Source organism: Janthinobacterium sp. HH102, assembly GCF_001758625.2.
In the GTDB taxonomy this organism is placed as follows: Bacteria; Pseudomonadota; Gammaproteobacteria; order Burkholderiales; family Burkholderiaceae_D; genus Janthinobacterium.
Window position 1 is genome coordinate 3,719,811 of the sequence record NZ_CP062062.1, and the last position, 19,483, is coordinate 3,739,293.

At 62.3% G+C, this 19,483-nt stretch carries 16 protein-coding genes; 8 read left to right on the forward strand and 8 right to left on the reverse strand.

Translation table 11 applies throughout. The features are described 5' to 3' along the window. Positions 1-42 precede the first annotated feature (42 nt). The 3 genes from JAB4_RS16920 to JAB4_RS16930 all read left to right on the forward strand — a co-directional run bounded on the left by JAB4_RS16920 (position 43) and on the right by JAB4_RS16930 (position 4,454). On the forward strand, positions 43-2,919 hold the full coding sequence (locus tag JAB4_RS16920; protein ID WP_227741973.1) for a pitrilysin family protein: 2,877 nt from the start codon (positions 43-45) through the stop codon (positions 2,917-2,919). Between the two features lie 165 nt (positions 2,920-3,084). Further along, complete coding sequence (locus tag JAB4_RS16925; RefSeq protein WP_139143682.1) at positions 3,085-3,858, forward strand: hypothetical protein; 774 nt, start codon at positions 3,085-3,087, stop codon at positions 3,856-3,858. Next, on the forward strand, positions 3,855-4,454 hold the full coding sequence (locus tag JAB4_RS16930; RefSeq protein WP_070218410.1) for a hypothetical protein: 600 nt from the start codon (positions 3,855-3,857) through the stop codon (positions 4,452-4,454). The genes JAB4_RS16925 and JAB4_RS16930 overlap by 4 nt, the downstream gene beginning before the upstream one ends. A gap of 30 nt (positions 4,455-4,484) precedes the next feature. Here the strand turns inward: JAB4_RS16930 and JAB4_RS16935 are convergent, their stop codons facing one another. Together JAB4_RS16935 and JAB4_RS16940 are read right to left on the reverse strand one after the other, a co-directional pair. Then, positions 4,485-4,739 (reverse strand): hypothetical protein, encoded by a 255-nt coding sequence (locus JAB4_RS16935; protein WP_070218411.1) that lies wholly within the window; start codon positions 4,737-4,739, stop codon positions 4,485-4,487. Between the two features lie 24 nt (positions 4,740-4,763). After that, positions 4,764-5,549, reverse strand: a complete 786-nt coding sequence (locus JAB4_RS16940; RefSeq protein ID WP_070218550.1) for a DNA/RNA non-specific endonuclease — start codon at positions 5,547-5,549, stop codon at positions 4,764-4,766. Positions 5,550-5,786: 237 nt separating this feature from the next. On the opposite strand from JAB4_RS16940, the gene JAB4_RS16945 reads away from it, so the two are divergent. Next, a complete protein-coding gene (locus JAB4_RS16945; RefSeq protein ID WP_034755971.1) occupies positions 5,787-6,314 on the forward strand; it encodes an SRPBCC family protein in 528 nt (175 codons plus the stop codon). A gap of 72 nt (positions 6,315-6,386) precedes the next feature. Here JAB4_RS16945 and JAB4_RS16950 read toward each other — a convergent pair whose 3' ends face one another. The 6 genes from JAB4_RS16950 to JAB4_RS16975 form a co-directional block, all read right to left on the reverse strand. Then, on the reverse strand, positions 6,387-7,400 hold the full coding sequence (locus JAB4_RS16950) for a response regulator (protein ID WP_070218412.1): 1,014 nt from the start codon (positions 7,398-7,400) through the stop codon (positions 6,387-6,389). Beyond that, positions 7,393-8,490, reverse strand: coding sequence for a hybrid sensor histidine kinase/response regulator (locus JAB4_RS16955; RefSeq protein WP_070218413.1), 1,098 nt, complete (start codon positions 8,488-8,490; stop codon positions 7,393-7,395). The genes JAB4_RS16950 and JAB4_RS16955 overlap by 8 nt, the downstream gene beginning before the upstream one ends. Position 8,491: 1 nt before the next feature. Beyond that, on the reverse strand, positions 8,492-9,835 hold the full coding sequence (locus JAB4_RS16960) for a HAMP domain-containing sensor histidine kinase (protein ID WP_070218414.1): 1,344 nt from the start codon (positions 9,833-9,835) through the stop codon (positions 8,492-8,494). A 2-nt stretch (positions 9,836-9,837) separates the two neighbouring features. Next, positions 9,838-11,232 (reverse strand): class I SAM-dependent methyltransferase, encoded by a 1,395-nt coding sequence (locus JAB4_RS16965; RefSeq protein WP_070218415.1) that lies wholly within the window; start codon positions 11,230-11,232, stop codon positions 9,838-9,840. A 263-nt stretch (positions 11,233-11,495) separates the two neighbouring features. Further along, positions 11,496-12,521 carry an AraC family transcriptional regulator gene (locus JAB4_RS16970; RefSeq protein WP_070218416.1) on the reverse strand — a complete coding sequence of 342 codons (1,026 nt, stop codon included), beginning with the start codon at positions 12,519-12,521 and terminating at the stop codon, positions 11,496-11,498. After that, entirely contained in the window at positions 12,521-13,429 is a 909-nt protein-coding gene (locus tag JAB4_RS16975) for a GGDEF domain-containing protein (protein ID WP_070218417.1), read from the reverse strand. Before JAB4_RS16975 ends, JAB4_RS16970 begins: the two co-directional genes overlap by 1 nt. Before the next feature lie 308 nt (positions 13,430-13,737). Between JAB4_RS16975 and JAB4_RS16980 the strand changes: the two genes are divergently transcribed. From JAB4_RS16980 to JAB4_RS16995, 4 genes are all read left to right on the forward strand, one after another. Further along, the gene (locus tag JAB4_RS16980) at positions 13,738-16,275 is read left to right on the forward strand and encodes a TonB-dependent receptor (protein ID WP_070218418.1); all 2,538 of its coding nucleotides are present in this window, start codon (positions 13,738-13,740) and stop codon (positions 16,273-16,275) included. 17 nt (positions 16,276-16,292) lie between these two features. Then, positions 16,293-18,152 (forward strand): phytase, encoded by a 1,860-nt coding sequence (locus JAB4_RS16985; protein WP_070218551.1) that lies wholly within the window; start codon positions 16,293-16,295, stop codon positions 18,150-18,152. Between the two features lie 366 nt (positions 18,153-18,518). After that, on the forward strand, positions 18,519-18,965 hold the full coding sequence (locus JAB4_RS16990) for a hypothetical protein (protein ID WP_139143683.1): 447 nt from the start codon (positions 18,519-18,521) through the stop codon (positions 18,963-18,965). A 161-nt stretch (positions 18,966-19,126) separates the two neighbouring features. Then, positions 19,127-19,429 (forward strand): transposase, encoded by a 303-nt coding sequence (locus tag JAB4_RS16995; RefSeq protein WP_070218419.1) that lies wholly within the window; start codon positions 19,127-19,129, stop codon positions 19,427-19,429. The last annotated feature ends 54 nt before the right edge of the window (positions 19,430-19,483 follow it).

Below are 19,483 nucleotides of genomic sequence, written 5' to 3' on the forward strand. Positions count from 1 at the left end.
CGGCGTTGCACTTTCATAACATCCAAAAAAGAAGGAGCCCCCGTGTCAAGAATCATGCCCGCTTTATTACCCGTTTTCGCCCTGGCCCTGTCGGCCATGGCCGCGTCGAACCTGGGTGCGGCGCCCGTCAAACCGGCCGCCGCCCACGGCGCCACCGCCGCCAAGGCCGATTTGCTGCCGTTCAAGGCCACGGAAAAAACCCTGGCCAACGGCTTGAAAATCATCGTCGTGCCGACCGGCTTCCCGAACCTGGTCTCGCTGCAGATTCCCGTGCAGACAGGTTCGCGCAATGAAGTCGAACCGGGCAAGTCCGGCTTCGCGCATTTCTTCGAGCACATGATGTTCCGCGGCACCAAGGCCTATCCGCCCGAGAAATACCAGGAAGTCATCACCCGCGCCGGCGCGCGCCAGAACGCCTATACGAGCGACGACCTGACCAATTACCACACGACGTTCGCCAAGCAGGACCTGGAAACCGTGCTGAAGGTGGAGGCGGACCGCTTCCAGCACCTCGACTATGCGGAAGACGCGTTCAAGACGGAATCGCGGGCCGTGCTGGGCGAATACAACAAGAACAGCGCCAATCCCGTCTCGAAACTGTTCGAAGTGATGCGCGACAGCGCCTACACGACGCATACCTACAAGCATACGACGATGGGTTTTATCCAGGACATCGAAGACATGCCGAACCAGTACGCGTACTCGAAACTGTTCTTCGACCGCTGGTACCGACCCGAGCGCACCACCATCATCATCGCCGGCGACGTGGAGCCGCAGCAGGCCATCGCGCTGGTGGAAAAATACTGGAGCGGCTGGCAGCGCGGCAAGCAGCAGGCGGCCGTGCCCGTCGAACCCGCGCCGCGCGGCCCCGTCTACAAGCACGTGGCCTGGCCCACGCCGACCCTGCCGTGGGTAGCCGTGGGCTTCCACGCGCCCGCGTTTTCCGTCAATGACAAGGACCAAGCCGCGCTGGCGACCTTGCTGTCGCTGTCGTTCGGCCGCACCTCGCCGCTATATAAACGCCTGGTGCAGAACGAACAGAAGGTCGACCAGCTGTTCGAGATGACGCCGGACCGCGTCGATCCGACCCTGGCCGTGCTGGGCGCGCGCGTGAAAAACATCGACGACGCCGCCTACGTGCGCGACGCGATATTGGCCACCGTGGCGCAGCTGCGCGACACGCCGGTGAGCGAAAAAGACCTGGCGGACGCCAAATCGGCCGAAAAATACGGCTTGATCCGCTCCCTCGACAATACGGAGCAGATCGCCGGCACCCTGGCGTCCTTCGTGCATTTCGACCGCTCGTATGCCACCATCAACCAGTACTACCGCCTGATCGACACGCTCACGCCAGCCGACCTGCAGGCGGCCGCGCGCAAATACCTGACAGATGACGGCCTGGTGGTGACCACCCTGTCGCACCAGCCGATGGCAGCCGCCATCGCCACGACGCCAAAGCTGGCCAGCCTGCTGCCGGCCGCCTCGAACGCGAAGTTCGACGTGCTGGTGCAAAAGTCCGCGCTGCCGCAAATCCGCTACAAGCTGCTGTTTACGGCCGGTTCCGCGCAAGATCCGCAAGGCAAGGAAGGCCTGGCCGCGCTGACGGCCGCGATGGTGGCGTCGGGCGGCTCGTCCGAGCGCAAGATCGACGAAGTCAACCAGGCACTGTTCCCGCTCGCCGGCAGTTTCAGCCAGCAGACGGACAAGGAAATGACGACGTTTACGGGTTCCATCCACAAGGATAACTGGACCCAGTTCAACGCCATCGCCCTGCCGCTGCTGCTCTCGCCCGGTTTCCGCGAAGACGACTTCCGCCGCCTGAAGGATGCGCAAAAGAATGCGCTGCTGCTGGACCTGAAGGACAACAATGAAGAGGAATTCGCCAAGGAACGCCTGCAAACCAATGTGTATGCGGGCACGCCATATGGCCATCCCGTACTGGGCACGGTCGCCGGCATCGACGCCATCACGCTCGACGACGTGAAACAGTTCTGGCAGACGGCGTATGTGCAGGGCGCCGTCAAGGTGGGCCTTTCCGGCAACGTGTCCGACGCCATGACGGCCTCGCTGACGCAGGCGCTGGGCAAGCTGCCGGCCGGCCCCGGCTTGCCGGCCACCGTGAAACCCGCGGGCCGCAAGGCGAACGGCCTGGAAGTGGAAATCATCGAGAAGAACACGCGCGCCACGGCCATCTCGTTCGGCCTGCCTTTGGAGGTGACGCGCACGCACCCGGACTTCCCCGCCCTGTGGCTGGCGAAGACGTGGCTGGGCGAGCACCGCGCCTCGAATTCCTACCTGTACCAGCGCATCCGTGAAATCCGCGGCATGAACTACGGCGATTACGCGTACATCGAAGCTTTCCCGCGCGGCATGTATCAGTTTTTCCCGAATCCGAACCTGGGCCGCAAGGCGCAGCTGTTCGAAATCTGGATCCGCCCCGTGGCGCCGGACAACGCCCACTTCGCCCTGCGCGTGGCGCTGACGGAATTGGGCAAGCTCGTCAACAACGGCCTGACGCAGGACGATTTTGCCACCACGCGCGATTACCTGATGAAGAACGTCTTCGTCATGACGTCGACGCAAGACCAGCAGCTCGGTTACGCGCTCGATTCGCAATGGTATGGCACGCCCGAGTTCACCAAGCTGATGCGTGACGGCTTGTCGAAACTGACGGTGCAAGACGTCAACCGCGCCATCAAACAGCATCTGTCGGCAAAGAACCTGTCCGTGGTGATCGTCGCCAAGGATGCGGCCGGCCTGAAGGAAAAGCTCGTCAGCGACGCGTTTTCTCCCATCAAGTATGACGGCAACAAGCCGCAGGCCCTGCTCGATGAAGACAAGGTCATCGGCGCGATGCAGCTGAACATCAAGCCGGAGGCCGTCACCGTGACGCCGGCGGCGCAGGCGTTTGCGAAGTAAGCCGGCGCAGCATCAACCCCATCCGATGCAGACCGTCGGATGGGATGTCGTTCCGCACGGGCGCCTGCCGCTCACTTTGCCGTAGCAAATTCATAGCACATATATATATTCCTCATGACATCCGAAGTAGTAGATTCCCCACGAGCAGAAACGCTCCCGCCGACCATGCCTGACAGCAGCCAGGCGAGACGCCCGCGTCCTGCAGCCGTCACGGTGACTGCCTATCTGTTACTCATGAACGCGGGCGGCGCGGTCATTTATTTCCTGCTGTTCGGCCGCCACACGGCGTCCGGTGCGCTGCAGTTACTTGAAGCATCTGGCTATGCCGACTTTTTCATTGCGATTGGCCTGCTCCGCGCCCAGCGGTGGGCGCGCATGGCCTACGTCATTGCGGGCATGATCGGCATAGGGGTGATGATCGCCATCGAATCGCCGGCACAGGGCAGCCTCGCCCTGCGACTGCTGTTCGCCGTACCGGCATTCGCGACCTTCCTCTACCTGCTGTACCGTGAGGATGCCCGGCTCTACTTTGCATCAGCGAAACTGCCCCGCCCCAGCCCTGGCGGTCGGCGGCGCATCGGCGCGTGCCTGTACATCATCGCTGCCGTCTATGCTTACTGGTGCCTCAATGCGATTGTACTGGGCATTACAGAGATCTATCCGGCAAGCCTGCATCGCGACAAGCTGATCTTTATTACCTTGCCGGTCATTTTGATCGCGGAGTGGGTGGGCAACACACCGGGACGCCTGGCCAGGGCCAGCATCCTGTCCATCGCATTCGCCCTGTACCTGGCGCAGATGTTTTTCTATAAATATATCTCACCGTACGCCGTTCAAATTGGGCCATCGCTGTGGCAACTGCGGAACTGGGCCATCGGCATGGGCGGCATCGCAATTGCCCTGCATTATCTGCAGTGGTCACGGGGGCCGCGAAAATGATGATCAGCGCTGACGCTGCACAAGCGATGATATTGCAGTTCTGCGAAGGCGACACGCAGTCGCCGCACTACATGAAGCACGCGATCCAGTGTTGCGTCCTGTCCGAACGCGGCGACTACTGGATCATCCGTGCCAATTCAGAGGCATATGTGGTGCATGGCCGCAGCGAGTATTGCTACGTCGGCGTCAATGCATTCTTGCTTGACGTCCTGTCAGGCAAGATCGAGACCGTTGTGAGCGGAAACCGTGTCAGTCACTACCTACAGGATAAATATGACGTCCGCGACGCGGCCGGCCAAGCTTACGTGCTTGAACCTGCCTTTGAGCGATCAGACAAAGCAGCAGTCGTCCGCCTGCGGCAAACCCTAGCTTGTCGCTTGCCCCACGCCCTGGCGCTGCTGTCGCCTGAACATCGCAGCTGGCTGACGGGCCAGCGTCGCGTGATGCAGTGGGCGCAACGCGAGCTCATGGCAAATGGCGTGGCAACCGAAGTTATGCTGCGCCCGGGGCCGGGCGGCGCATTGCATATTCCAGAGCAAATCTGGCATTGGGATTTGCTGCAGGCCGAACTCAAACGGCTTCCCGGCCTGGCCTGACGATACTAAAGCGGCCCGGCCATGGCCAACTCACTCGAAGGGATTGGCCACCGACGTCACCTCGGGCGGCGGCAGCTGGTCGGGCAGTTCCTGCTTTTCCAGCTGCGCCACCACGTCGGCCAGCAGTTTTTGCAGCTGCTTGGCCAGCGCCAGGCCCGGCTTGTCCAGGGTCAGGTCGATGTCGCCGCTGATGCTGATGCGGTCGATACGGTTTTCGATGGTCAGGCTGCCAATTTCCAGCACATCGCTTTCATTGGCATACGGGACGAATTTTTTTGCGCACATGGGATTTCCTTTTTGACGGTCTTGTTATTTCTTGGACTTGCTCTTCACCTTGGGCAAACTCAGCATGCGCAGTTTCTGCTGGCGCGTCAGCGACGGTAACAGATCGATGCCTATCCTGTCTTCCAGTTGCGCAATGCTCAGCACTTCATACGTCTTCGTGTCGACGTTTTCAATGAAGTAGGCGGCGCCGGCGCGCTGGCGCGGGCTGTACACGGCCTTGTACAGATGACTGGGCACAATGACTCTTCCCACCTTGCGCAGGTTGCCGCCGATAAAAGCCGGGCCCGTGATCACGTACAGGTCGCCCTCTTTCTTCGCCATCTTGCGCACGGCGCCTTCGATGCCGGCCCACACATAGCGGTTGTTGCGCGCGTCTTGCGGCACCATGTTAGCCAAGGTAAAGCTGTCGCGCTGGCTCTGGCGGTCCGGCATGTCGCCGTTGGGCGCCATGTGGCCACGGTCGAAGCCGCTGCGCGCATAGTCGGCCAATTCGGCGCGCTGGGCGGCGGGCAGCTTGCGTTCAGCGTGGAAGGAGTTTTCGCGCGACAAATCCTGCGCCGCGTCCAGATTGTTCGCCGTCAAGTGCTCGGCCGACCACAGCGGCGTGCGCGTGATACCCGAGTGCATGACGCCAAACACGTTGTAGCACAGCTCTTTGGTTGCCACGTCCAGCTTGGGGTTGGTGATTTCCGGCTTGCGGCCGTCTACGTAGTGGGCGGGACAGGCATCGGCATGCGCCAGGTTCGCGGCAAAGGCGGAAGCCAGCACGCCGCACGCCAGGGTCAGCCTGGCGATCGTTCCTTGAATCATATTTCCCTTTGAAATCTTTGCAGGCCAGCATTCTAGCGGACGGCGGCCCTCGCCACAAACCGGCACCAGCCTGGCGTGCGCGCCTGTGCGGGGCGGCAAATTGGCGTGCAGGCGGGCGGGCAAGCGGCCCTGCGCAAAGCCGGCGCAAATAAAGGCCAACAGGCCGCGCACGGCCATTCATATCTGCTAAGATTGCCTTGATTCGTTCGCATCGACCATTCAAGATTTGGAGAGCATATGATCAAAAAAACCCTGCTGCTGATCGTTGTCGTCGTCGCCGCCATCCTCGGCTATGCCACCACCAAGCCCGACACCTTCAGTGTCCAGCGCGAAATCACCATCAAGGCCCCGCCCGAGAAAATCGCCGCCCTGATCACGGACTTCCATTACTGGGCCGCCTGGTCGCCGTGGGAAAAGCTCGATCCGGCCATGCGCCGCACGTTTACGGGCCCGGCCAATGGCCTGGGCGCGCAGTATGCATGGCAAGGCAATGACAAGGTGGGCGCCGGCCGCATGGAAATCACGGAAGCGGCCCAGCCCGAGCGCACCGTCATCAAGCTGGACTTCCTGAAACCGTTCGAAAGCCACAACACCACCACCTTTACCATGACACCCGAGGGCGACGGCACCAAGGTGAACTGGACCATGACGGGCCCCAGCCCTTACGTCAGCAAGGTCATGACCGTCTTCGTCAGCATGGACAGGATGATCGGCAAGGATTTTGAAAAAGGCTTGAACAACCTGAAGGCGGCTGCGGAACGCTAAGTCTGCTCGCAGCACATGGCAACAGGGCCCGCGCGGCCCTGTTTTATTTGGCGCTCCCCCTTGCGGGCCCCGTCAGAACTGCTCGATCCAGGCGGCCAGGTGATCCGGCGTGAGCGCCGGTTCAGCCTGCACTACCTTGCCCTGCAAGCCCAGTTCCGTCTTGCTGAGCTGCAATGACCAGCCGCGCCGTGCCAGCCACAACAAGCTGGCCAGCCAGAACGAGTGGATGGCCGAGACGGGCGCCGTGGTCGGCGTTTCCAGGAATTCCGTCAGCAGCCGGCCATCGAGGAACAGCGCCGTCCCGCCCTGGTTTTGCAGCGCCGCGCCAAACACGGGCAGCAGCATGTCGATCGCCTGCTCCACGCCGCGCCCCGGATGCTCGCGCTCGAGCGTGTCGAGCTGCTGGCGCACGGCGGCAGCAAAGGCCGTGCCGCGGAAGGCTTCCGAACTGACCAGGTCGGCATAATCCATCAGCAACCAGTCCGGCTCGGGCGGCGTGACGCCGGCCGTCAGGGCCGCCGACAGATACGCTTCCACAGGCAGCTGCTGTTCCGGACCGGCCAGGCTGGCGCACAAGGCGTACAGGGTGCCGATGCGGTTGGCGACGGCTTGCCGCTGGCGCACCATCAGCTTTTCGCGCAGCAACTGGGCGTGCTCATTGCGCAAGCGCGCCAGTTCCAGCGCCTGCTTGAGTTCCATGCGCAACGCCGCGATATCCCACGGCTTCTGGATGTAGCGGTGGATCTGCCCCTGATTGACGGCTTCCACCGTGTGCTCGAGCTCGGAATACGCGGTGGTGAGTATGCGCACGATGTGCGGATGGCGGTCCCAGCAATACGACAGCAGCTCGTTGCCGTAGGCGCCGGGCATGCGCTGGTCGGAGACCAGCACGGCGATGCGGTCGGCCTGCTCGTCGAGTATGCGCTTGCCTTCCTCGACCGAAGTGGCCGTCAGCACGTCGGCCAGCGGCGCGATGGCGCGCTGGAAGTATTTGAGGGCGTTGGCCTCATCATCGACATAGAGTATCGTCGGCAAGCCTTGCGCCGGCTCACGCTGAGCCGGTAAACGCAGATTGGCGTCAATCATGCTCGTTCCTTATATGTACTGGAAAATTCAGGGTTACCGTGGTGGAAGTGTCAAATTCGGTGGCGATATCGAGGTTGCCGCCGAACGACTGCATCATGCGGTGGCAAAACACCATGCCCCAGCCCTTGCCTTCGCCACCACCGGCACTGACGGGGTCGGTCAACAGCTGTGCGACGATCTCGGGGGCGATGCCGGCGCCATTGTCGCGCACCGTGATGCGGCCCGCATCGATGCGGATGCCGATCGCAGGACGGGCTTGCTCGCCGGCCGAACGCAAGGCATTCGCCAGCACCGACGATAAAATCAGCGCGACGCAATTGGGCGACTCGGCAATGGAGAAATCGTCGCCCACTTCCACCGTAATGGCGGCGCGCTGGTCCGTGCTCAAGGGATAGCTGTCGAGCAAGGCATCCAGCAGCTGGCGCGCGCTGCCGGCGCGGCGTCCGCCCTGCATGCCGGGCTCGGCGCTGGCCAGGCGCACCGTGTCGACAAAGCTGGCCAGCACGGACAAACAATAGCGCGCATTGTCGTGCATCAAGGCGGCCGCTTCGCCGATCTCGGCCTGCGGTGCGGCGTCCGCCTGCGCGCGGCGCGCAATGCCGCGCGCAAAATTGGCGATGGCCGCCAGCGGCGTGTTCAATTCATGCGCGAGAAAGGCCAGCGATTCCTCCATCGCCACCAGGCCCTGGCGGCGGGCGGCCCGCTCGCGTCCCGTCTGCACGGCCAGCTGCAGCGCCGCTTGCATGGCGGCCAGGTCGAGCGGCTTTTCCAGCAAACGGAACAAGGTGCCGCCGTTGATCAGCTCGAGCAGCACATCCTTGTCCGCATACGCGGTGACGAGCATGCAGACGATGTGCGGATAGCGCTGCGCCACTTCCTGCAGCAATTCGCTGCCCAGGCGGTCCGGCATGCGGTAATCGGTGACGAGCACGTCGATCTGGCCGGCCTCGTCTTTCAGCAAGGCCAGCGCAGCATCGACGCTCTGCGCCGTCAGCACGCGGTAGCGCTGGCCGACGGCGCGCTCGAAATACTTGCAGGCGAGCGCTTCGTCGTCCACGTACAGCACGCTGGCGCGGCTATCGTTATCCATGCTAGCGGCCCTCCCAGTCGGAGCGCTGCAAGTCGAAATTCATGCTGGCCCATACACCCAGCTCGCTTTCGGCGGAGAGGGTGCCGCCGTGGCGCTCGATCACGCCATAGCTGATGCTCAGGCCCAAGCCCAGGCCCTGCCCCACTTCGCGCGTGGTAAAGAACGGTTCGAACACGCGCGCCAGGTTTTCCGGGGCGATGCCGGGGCCGTTGTCGCGCACGCTGATGCGCAGGCGGTTGTCATCCCAGTGGGCCGTGATGCGGATCTCGAACGGCGGCGCATTGCCCTTGCGCATGGACAGCACGGCATTGCCCAGCAAATTGATCAGTACGCCCACGATGGCCGCCTCGTCGCCGCGCACCAGGGTGTCGACCGGCAAGTCGTGGCTGATGCTGACGTTCTTCGTTTCGTGGCCCACGACGCGGATGGCGGCCTCGAGCGCGCTGCGGAACTGGAAGTGGCCCGTTTCCAGTTGGTTGCCGCTCTTGCGGTAGGCAAAGGTTTTCAAATCGGACACGATGTGCTGCACGCGCAGCATGCCCTGCTTCGCGTCGGCCAGGCATTCGCTGACCAGCGCGCTTTGCTTGGCGGCCGGGTCTTCGATGGCCACCTCGATGGCCATCATGCAGAAGTTCACGGGATTGTTCACTTCATGGAGCATGCCGGCGGCCAGGGTGCCGATGGCGGCCATCTTCTCTTGTTGCAGCATCTGTCCCTTGATATCGGCCAGGCTTTTATTCGTTTCTTCCAGCTGCGTGTTCTTTTGCGCCACTTCCGCCTTCAGCTGGAACAGCATGAAGCGGGCGCGTTCATTAAAATAGGTAAATACGGCGCTGATGCTGGCCGACATGATGAGGAATAAACAGTTGACGACAAACGTGCTTGGCAAGTCGAAACCGCCCGCATGCCAGGCGCACGCAGCCACATACAGCAGGCAGGAAATCGCGCCAAAGACCATATTTTGCCACAGGCCGAAGGCCAGCACGATGCCCGATGAATAGATGGCCAGGGTCATGCCCACATAATAGATCGAGGTGGCGCCTTCCGTGACGGCGATCATCCAGGCGATCATGATTTGCGGCAGGATCAGCCAGACAAAGGTCAGTCCCTGGATGCGGTCTTGCGCCCAGCGCGTGCGCATGGTCAGCACGACGCAAAAGATCAGCACGGACACGACGATGCGCGCGCTGGTGAACGCCGACTGTTTGTCCGGATACAGGGCCGAATCGAGGCCCATGCCCAGCAGGATCAGCACGATGCCCGTGTAGGCCCCGCCGCGGCTGAATTCCAGGCGGAAGTCGCGCAAAACGGCCGTGTAGCCGGCGTGCAGGCCTGGGGTATCCATGATCAAGGAATGCTCACTTCCGCAAACACATTCACGCCCGTGGCGTCGACATAGATTTTCGGGTCCCTTGCATGCTCGGGCAGCAAGGCCGACAGGCCCGCTTCATTGCGATAGATCAAATGCCATTCCAGCAAATGCTCCATGCCGAACTTGCCCGGATTATCCGCGTGCACATTCGTCACCAGCAGCCGCCCGCCGGGACCCACGCGCGAGGCGAAGTGCATCAGCAGGCGCGCGCACACCTTGTCGGACAGATAGTCGAACAGGCCGGCGCAATACACGGCGTCAAAACTGCCGGGCAAGCCCGTGGCGCCCGAGCCGTGGCGGCGCTTGAGCAGGTTGTGCACGGAATCGTGCACATAATCGATCTCGACCACGCGCCCCGTGCGCTGCATGATGGTGGTCAGGCGCGCGCGCGTCCAATCCAGCGTCTCGCTGCTGAAGTCGACCAGCTCGAAGGCCAGCCATTGCGCATCGGGGCACGTTTCCAGGAAACGCTGCACCTCGATGGCCGGGCCGCAGCCCACGTTGAGCACCTTATACACACGCCCGGCGGCGCGCGCCGCGGCCGCCTTTTGCGCCAAAAACTCCGTCAGGATATCGATGCGGTTGCGGTGCGCCGTCGCCACGGCCGCCTGCAGAAAGGCCGCATTGACGATCTGAAAATACGTGCTCGGGCCCTGGCGCGGATCGTCCAGCAGCTGGTTGACCATCTGGTAATCGCCCGCATAGCCGAGCGGCTTGGTAAACGTGCGGAAAACGAACGGGGCGCGCAGGATCAGCGGGTGCAGCGCCGCCTGGGCGAAGGCGCGGTGGGCCGGCGCCCGCTCTTCCTCGACCAGCGAGGCTTCCACCTCGAGCTGGCGCAGGTAAAGCTGGGTCTGTTCCATCAGCGGCAAGGCCAGCTCGTCGAAGATATCGGGGCGCAGGCGGCCGTTTTCCTTGGGCAGCGAGTCGGACAAGTCGACCTGCTCGACCCAGCGCGCCACTTCCGACAGGAAGGCGCGCATTTCGTTGACGACGATCTGGTAGTCGCGGCGGATGCGGAAGCGCTCGCCCCAGCCGGCGACAAAGGCGCTCGACTCTTTCAACACGGCGCCCTTGACGACGACCACATCGCTCAGCTCGCGCCACTCGTCGATCAGGGTCACGGAAACGATGGCGGTCAGGCCCGTGTTGACGCTGCTGATGACGACGGCCTTGCCGACGTAGGCGTTTTTCGCCCCCATGCGCACGGTCACGTCATTGAGCACCTCGCTGACCTGCACAATCGAGTATGGATTATAGATTTCCATGACCAGCGAATTGCGCTGCAAGTTGAAAATCGTGCCGCGCACCGCCTCACCCTGGGTGTTGCGGAAACTGACGACTGGATCGATCTGCGATTGTGAATACACGATTGAGCATTATCAAGTTGCCCGGTTTCCGGCGCACCACACTGGTGACGCCAGTTTCCAGGCTGGGTTAAGGCACGGCACGCCGGTTGTCTGCCGCCGGCCCGCCATCGTGATGGCGGTATTGCGGCGTCGCGTGACGCCGTACCGGAGCGCCTCAAAGCGCGTCTGTCCGCTCTCTGATCGAGTGTACTATGGATGTAGCAGAACGGGCAATTGTTCCCTCAGGAACGACCTTGCGTGGCGCCGGCGCGCAACGCCGGCGATCATCCAGCAACGAACAGGGCCAGCGCGTGACGCAATAATTGCGGCGTTTGCCCCGTCCAGCGTTTGAACGAGCGGCGGAAGTTGGTGGCATCATGAAAGCCGAGGTAGGCGGCCACGGCATCGTTGTCGTAGCCATGCGCCTGGAACAGATAAATCGCCTTGTGCGCGCGCACTTGGTCCAGCTCGGCCTGGAAATGCGTGCCATGGCGCGCCAGATGGCGTTTCAGGGTGGCGGGACTGACGCCGAATTCCTGCGCCGTGCGCTCCAGGGTCGGTGCGCAGCGGATATTGAGCAGCAGGTAGTCGTACAGCGCACCGAGCAGGCTGGCTGCCGGCACGGGCGCCAGGGCCGCCGCGCGCAAGGCCAACGCCGCCGCCGTGGCATTGCCGCGCGGCCAGGGCTTGTCGAGCCAGCTCGAATCGATGAGCATGGCGTCCACCTGGCAATCGAAACGCAGGGACTGGCCCAGGTGCACTTCGTGCTGCTCCACGTGGCGAGGCCGCGCGCGGTTGAAACAGAAGCGCCATGGCAAGGACTCGCCCGCCAGCCAGCGGCACATGGCCGCCAGCGCCGTCATGTGCATTTCCACCAAAAAAGGCAGCTGGCTGGGCGCGCCGAATGCATCGACCCAGTACAGCACGTGCATGTCGCCGGCCTCGCGCAAGCGCGGCTGCAGCAGCGGACACAGCAAGGTATGAAAATCGCACAGGATGGTCAAGGCCTGGCGCAGATTCTGCGCCTGCAGCAAGGCATGGCTGGCGGCGCCATAATGGCCGGGCAACATTTGCTGGCCCAGCATGAAGCTGGTGTCGGCACTGTCGAGACCACGCGCCACGTTGGCCAGCAATTGCAGGTATTGCGCGGCGCTCACCTGGCTTTCCGCGGACGGCAGCGCGCCGCCGTCCAGGCCCGTGCCCTTGAGCAGCGGCGCCGTGGCCAGGTCGCGGCTGCGCGCGTAGTCAAGCACCAGCGCCGGCTGGTGATGGGCCGCGATGCCGGGGTCGCCCTGCTGAATCAGCGGCATCAGGCGGGCGCGGCGCTGCCGGCCCTGGGACTGGCGCTGCGGCCCGGCGTTTCCACGGCCCGGCTCAGCTCGGCCAGCACCACTTCCGGCACGCCATCGGTGAGCGAGCACGCATGCCGCAGGCTCAGGCGGATTTCGCGGTTGTCGTTGGTGTGGTGGCGCATCTGCCCCACCATGACGCACAGGTGGCGTGCCCGCACGGCCGCATCCTCGCGCGACACGCCCGGCATCAGCACGGCGAAGCGGTCGCCCGCATAGCGGCACAGCAGATCGTCATTGCGCAAGTTCAACAGCAGCATGTGGCCCACGGCTTGCAGCACGCGGTCGCCTTCGCGGTGGCCGTATTCGCGGTTAATTAGGTGAAAGCTGTCGATGTCGAGCAAGACCAGCGCGCAATCGAGGCCGGGCCGGCGTTCCTGCTCCAGGCGCATCTGCGTGCGCAGGTAGCTGGCGTCGGCCAGCTGGGTGATGCGGTCGAAGGCGCGGTGGTCGCGGAACAGGCGTTCGCGCTTTTGCAGATGTTCGTTCAGGCGGAACTGTTCCTGGCGCCAGTAATACATGCCGATCGTCAGCACCAGCATGCCGAACGGGATCAAGGCTTCCAGCCAGTTATCCCATACTTCCTGCTTGTCGATGGCGAAGAATTCATCGAGGCAATCGGCCCAGGACCCCAGCATGATGGCGCACAGGCCGCCGGCGATCAGGCTCGTCACCCGTCCACGCGGCCGGCTGCTGAGGGTAAACAAAAACCAGATGCCCGCCATGACGGCCGTGCCGCCTTCGCAGACGATATCCATCCACTTCCAGACGGCAAACGGTTTAACGTGGCCCAATGTGGCGTACAGGAACAAGAACAGGGGCAAGGCCAGTGCGGCGGCAATCAGGCTGTTACGGTGCAATGGCAGCATGTGGGAAAACCTTTAAAAGTGGTGCTGCCGCCACGATAGCGCCTGCCCATGACGGCACGATGACATGCCCCGCTCCCGTGCGGCAGGTGCAAACGGCTCATCATTACCAGGGACACCCATGCAAATACGGCGAGCCTTTGCCCATGCGCCCTGCGCCGGCAGGTCATTTCAGCTCACCCCGGTTCATTTCCGGCCGGAAAGCGTTCACCCGCCGTTGTTTTCAGGCTGGCAATCGATTGCCTGTCACGCAACCGTCATATTTGCTGCCTAGAATCCGCCCGGTTCCTTCCTCCCTAACCGAGCTCTTCATGAAAACCACGCACACATCGTTCCCCTCTCCGCTGCGCCTGACGGCCCTGTCCCTGGCCATCATGGCCGTCTTCAGCGGTCAAAGCCATGCGCAAGCACAAGATGCGGCTGGCCAGCCGGCCGCCACCGTGGTCGTCAGCGGCCAGCGCGCCAGCCTGCGCAACGCCATCGCCGCGCAAGAGAAAGCCGACAACATCATCAGCGTCATCAGCAGCGACGATATCGGCGGTTTGCCCGATAAAAACGCGGCCGAGGCGCTGGCCCGCTTGCCGGGCGTGTCCGTCCAGCGCGACCAGGGCGAAGGCCGCTACATCACGGTGCGCGGCCTGGGGCCTGACCTGAATGCCGTCACCATCAACGGCGCGCTGGTGCCGTCGCCGGAAGCGGGCCGCCGCGCCGTGGCGCTCGATATCCTGCCTGCCGGCCTGATCCGCACGCTGGAAGTCTCGAAGACCTTGCTGCCGGAAATGGACGCCAACTCCCTGGGCGCCACCATCGAAGTGAAATCGCTGTCCGCCTTCGACTTGCCGGGCAAGCTGCTGTCGGCCAACGTGGCCGCCAGCCATGATGAAAAGACGGGCAAGACCAGCCCCAGCGGCGGCGCCCTGTGGGCCCAGCGCTTTCTCGATGGCAAGCTGGGCGTGGCCGCCGGCCTGAGCGCGGAAAAGCGCTCGTTCGGCTCCGATGACGTGGAAACGGGCGGCGCCTGGAGCAAGGGCAAATTGTCGGGCCTGGAATTGCGCGACTACCTGCCCGTGCGCAAGCGCGGCGCCCTGGCAGTCAACCTCGATTACCGTCCGGAAGCGGGCAACAGCTGGTTTTTGCGCTCTTTTGTGAGCGAATTTTCCGACGATGAAGTGCGCGACCGCCTGACCATCAGCAATATCGCCGGCGGCAGCCTTGCCGAAGGCCAGACGGCCAGCGCGCGCGCCGAACGTCGCATCCGCCAGCGCAAGTACACGCAGCAAGTACGCTCGCTGGTGCTGGGCACGCAGCAGAAATCGGGCGACTGGACCCTGGACGTGAAAGGCGGCCTGAGCCGCGCCACGGAAGACACGCCGGAATCCTTGAACGACGGCCGTTTCCGCGGCCTCAGCAATTTTGCCGGCATCAGTTTCAATGGCACCGAGCAACCATCGTTGAGCGGCCCCGCCTCGCTGTACGACCCGGCCAGCTACGCGCTCAACGCCATCACGCTGCAAAAGCGTTACTCGAAGGACAATGAACACCATGCACGCATCGACCTGGCGCGCAAGTTCGACATCGCCACCCTGAAATTCGGCGCCAAAGTCAGCCGCCGCGAAAAGACGAATGACACGGATCAATGGGCGTATAACAGCAGCAAGGCTTCCAGCGGCAATTACTGGGGCGCCGGCTCCACGTCGATGAGCGCCTTCGTGCAGGGCCACAATCTCGATTACGACCTGGGCAACATCGGCGTGGCGCTGGACCCGGCGCTGATACGCGCCAGGGTCGCCGGCCTGGACCGCGACAAGGCGCGCCTGGCCACGGAATCGGTCATCAACGATTACCGCATGCATGAAGACATCAACGCCATGTATGTGCAGAACAGCTATGATTTCGACGCCTGGCACATCCTGGGCGGCGTGCGCGCCGAGCGCACCAGCTTTGAAGCGGCCGGTTCGCAGGTGGACAGCGCCGGCGTCGCCACCGCCTTGACGCGCGAACGTTCGTACACCAATTGGCTGCCGAACCTGCAAGCCCGTTATGACGTCGATCAAAAGACCAGCGTGCGGGCCGCCTGGACGCAAGCCGTGGTGCGCGCCAACTTCAGCCAACTGGCACCGGGCATCAGCCTGGCCAGCAACACGGAAGCCGTGATCGGCAACCCGGACTTGAAACCCTTGAAGGCCAACAACCTCGACCTCGGTATCGAGCGCGTGCTGGGCAACGACGGCGTGATGTCGGCCTACGGATTCTACAAGGACATCAAGAATTTCACGTACACGACCAACCTGGCCGGCACGGGAGCTTGGACGGGCTACACGACGGCCACCTCTTATGCGAACGGCGACGCGGCGAAAGTCAAGGGCATCGAACTGGCTTACATGCAGCCGCTGCGCATGCTGCCGGCGCCCTTCAACAAATTCCTCGTCGGCGTGAATGGCACCCTGAGCACCTCGCGCGCGCAAATCGGCCGCTACGACAAGGCGAGCAAGCAGCAGATGAACCGCGACATCCGCCTGCCGGGCCAGTCGAACCAGGTGATGAATTTGATGCTGGGCTATGAAACGGGCCCGGTCAGCGCCCGCCTGGCCCTCAACTACAAATCGCCCTACCTGCTGGAAATGGGCGGCGATATCCTCGATCAAAGCCAGGACCGTATCGTGGACAGCCAGAAACAGCTCGACTTCTCGCTGTCGTACCAGATCAACAAGCAGTTCCAGGTGGTCTTTGAAGCGGCGAACCTGAACAACGAGAAATACTATGTCTACCAGGGCACGAAGCAATACAACGTGCAAAACGAACAATACGGCCGCACTTTCAAAGTGAGCCTGAAAGCCAGCGCCTTCTGATGATGATTCTCAATAACATGAAAAAAACCGTACTCTGCAGCGCTTTGCTGGCTGCCTTTTGCCTGGGCGGCATCGCGCAGGCCGCCCCCGCCAACGCCCTGCCGTCCTTTACGCAGGAAGCGGAAGAACTGGCCCGCCTGCCCGGCGGCGGCTGGCTGACTTTGGACAAGCACGGCTTGCGTCTGTTCAATGCGGCCAGCCAGGAGCAGGACCGCATCGCCGTGCGCGCCAAGCAGCTCGACACGCGCATCGATGGCAGCAAGGTGCTGGCCGTCTTCCTGGAAGCGGACACGCAGCGCCCGCTGCCCGTCTCCGTCGACGTGCAGGCGGGCAAGCTGGTGAAACTGGCGCCGTTTCCGGTGCCGACGTTTTCCGTGGAAGCATCGTGCCTGTACCGCGACGCCCAGCAGCTCGATCACCTGTTCTTGATCGACAAGGATGGCCAGGCGGAACAGTGGGTGATGCAGGGCGAGCAGCGCAGCCTGGTACGCAAGCTCGCCCTGCCGCCGCACGCGAAACATTGCCGCGCCGACGATGGCGCGCAGCGCCTGCTGGTGAGCGAGTCCAACATGGGCGTGTGGGCGTATGAGGCCGATTCGGAAGGCATGGGCAAGCGCGAAGTGGTGGCCCTGCGCAAGCCGTACGGCCAACTGGAAGGCGGCGCCGGCGCCCTGGCCGTGCTGCCGGGCGGCGTGGCCGTGCTCGACGGCAAGGCGGACAAGCTGCACCTGGTCACGCATCAGGGAAATACATGGATGGCCCTGCCGGCCCATACCGTCGCCTTGAACGTGCGCAAGGGCGACAGCCAGCTGGCGCTGGACAAGGACGCCTTGCTGCTGCGCGGCAAGAACGGTTGGCAGGCGCGGCCCTTGAAATGGGCAGGCAAAGCGGAAACGCAGCCTGCGGTAGCCATCATCGCCCCGCAAGCGCAGACGGAACCGATGGCGCGCCAGGGCGACGCAGCCGACGACCCGGCCATCTGGCTGTCCAGGAATCCAGCCGATGCGCGCATTCTCGGTACCAACAAGAAACAGGGGCTATTGGTCTACGACCTGCAAGGCAAGCAGACGCAGCTGCTGGAAGTGGGACGCCTGAACAACGTCGACGTGCGGCAAAACATCCAGTTGGGCGGCAGCAAGGTCGACCTGGCCGTGGCCACCCAGCGCGACGACAACAGTATGATGTTATTTACCATCAATGCCAGCGGCGAGGTGGCGGAAGCGGGCCGTTTTCCTACCGGTCTGAAAAGCATCTACGGCATGTGCTTGTACCAGCCAGCCGGCGGCGGCGTACAAGCGTTCATCAACGACAAGGACGGCACCTTCCAGCAGTACCGCATCGGCCTGGAAGGCGGCAAATTCAGCGCGACTCTGTTGCGCAGCTTCAAGGTTGACACCCAACCGGAAGGCTGCGTGGCCGACGATGCCAACGGCCGCTTGTTCCTGGGCGAGGAAACGCGCGGCATCTGGACCACCTCGGCCGACGCCGCCAGGCCGGACGCGCTGACCATGGTCTTGCCCGTGGGCGCAAACCTGGCGGCGGATGTGGAAGGCATGGCCATCTACCGCAAGCCAGGTGCCAAGCCCGACACCGGCTACCTGATCGTCTCCAGCCAGGGCGACAGCAGCTACGTGGTGCTCGACGCGCAAGCGCCGTACAAGGTGCGCGGCCGCTTCAAGGTGGGCTTCAACTTGCCCGCTGGCATAGACGGCACCTCGGAAACGGACGGCCTCGACGTCACCTCCGCCAACCTGGGCGGCGCGTATGCGCAAGGCATGCTGGTGATCCAGGACGGCTACAAGCGCTTGCCCGATGGGCCGCAGAACTTCAAGTATGTGGCGTGGGGGGATGTGGCGAAGGCGTTGAAGCTGGAGTAAAAGAGACGGTGAGCGTGGGTCAGTGGCATTCGCAACGTGACACCTGCTTGAGCCAGAGGGGCAAACGAATGAGATCGTGTCTGTCTGCCCCACAAACCCTCCGGGCGCGATTTCCGCCTTCTACGCGCCCGGGCCAATGGCTCGCGGACAGTGGTGATGCCGTTATTGCACTGCCTCGTAACCCTGTGTGTTCGAGGTACCTCAGCATTAGTTGAATTTGGGAAATGCATAATTTGCAATATATTGCAAATGTTATAATTTGATAGATTATCTGTCATTATTGCCTGCCATACTTGTGACGCTGCATATCGACAAGGTAGGTAGGTAAAAAACGTAATTTTCGAAATTCAAAAAATGGAGAAATTGATGACTATCGTTGGAAGCCAAATTATTTTCCCAAAGGGTAACGAAACGTTTGTAAAGCTCACAAAAGAGGCGCCAGGTCCGCTACCTTGCCCCTCGGGAGACATTATTGCACCATTCGCAGCATTTCCAGCTCCGGCACCCGGCACATCGCGCTGGTACCGTCTGAAAGCAGTCTATTTTGACGAAAATGCAGGTGGTCAATGCAACGTGCAAATTCTTTTCAACATGTTTTCTGGCGAAACGATCAAATTTACCCTGCCTCAGGTTGCGAGCGGTGCTGGCGCGTCGAATTTTCACTATAGCGACTGGTACAAACCAGGAACAGTGAATGGGGAATACTCCCGTATCACCGCCTATTTTTCTAGTGCGGCCCCATATAACAACTCTGCCGGAATTTACTCGCTGATCTTGGAAGCCTACGACGTTTTAGCGTCACAAGCTGCATAAACAAACCGGGATCAGCTAGACAGGTATATTCTATGTGAAGCGTCACGCATTCGTTGCATGCGTGACGCTTGAGGTAGTCTGACATTCTCTGACCTCGTGCGCGCCTCAAAAACCCTCTCCAGCTCCGGCATGAAGCCGGTGGCACCATTTTCCCGACTGTGATGATCAAACACAGCCTGTTTGCCGACCAGGAGCACAAAGCAAAGCTTAACAAGTTTGGCGATACGCTGCGACTGCTGGAACAGCGTGCTGACTTCGCCGCGTTAGCCGCAGCAGTCGATGCCGCTGCTCCAGGCCCCAGCTGCAAACGCGTCGGTTGTTTACCGTTCTCAACCAAACGGATGGTGCGTGTGCTGCTAATTTTACGGCTATTCAATCTCAGCGACGAGCAGATGAAACACCAACTGCTCGACCGCCTCGGTTTGCAACGCGTTTGGGTCGCGCATGAGCAGCCATATCCCTGACCGGAACACGTTCCGGACGCCAGGACTATCGGCGGGCGGGCCCCTTGATCGCTT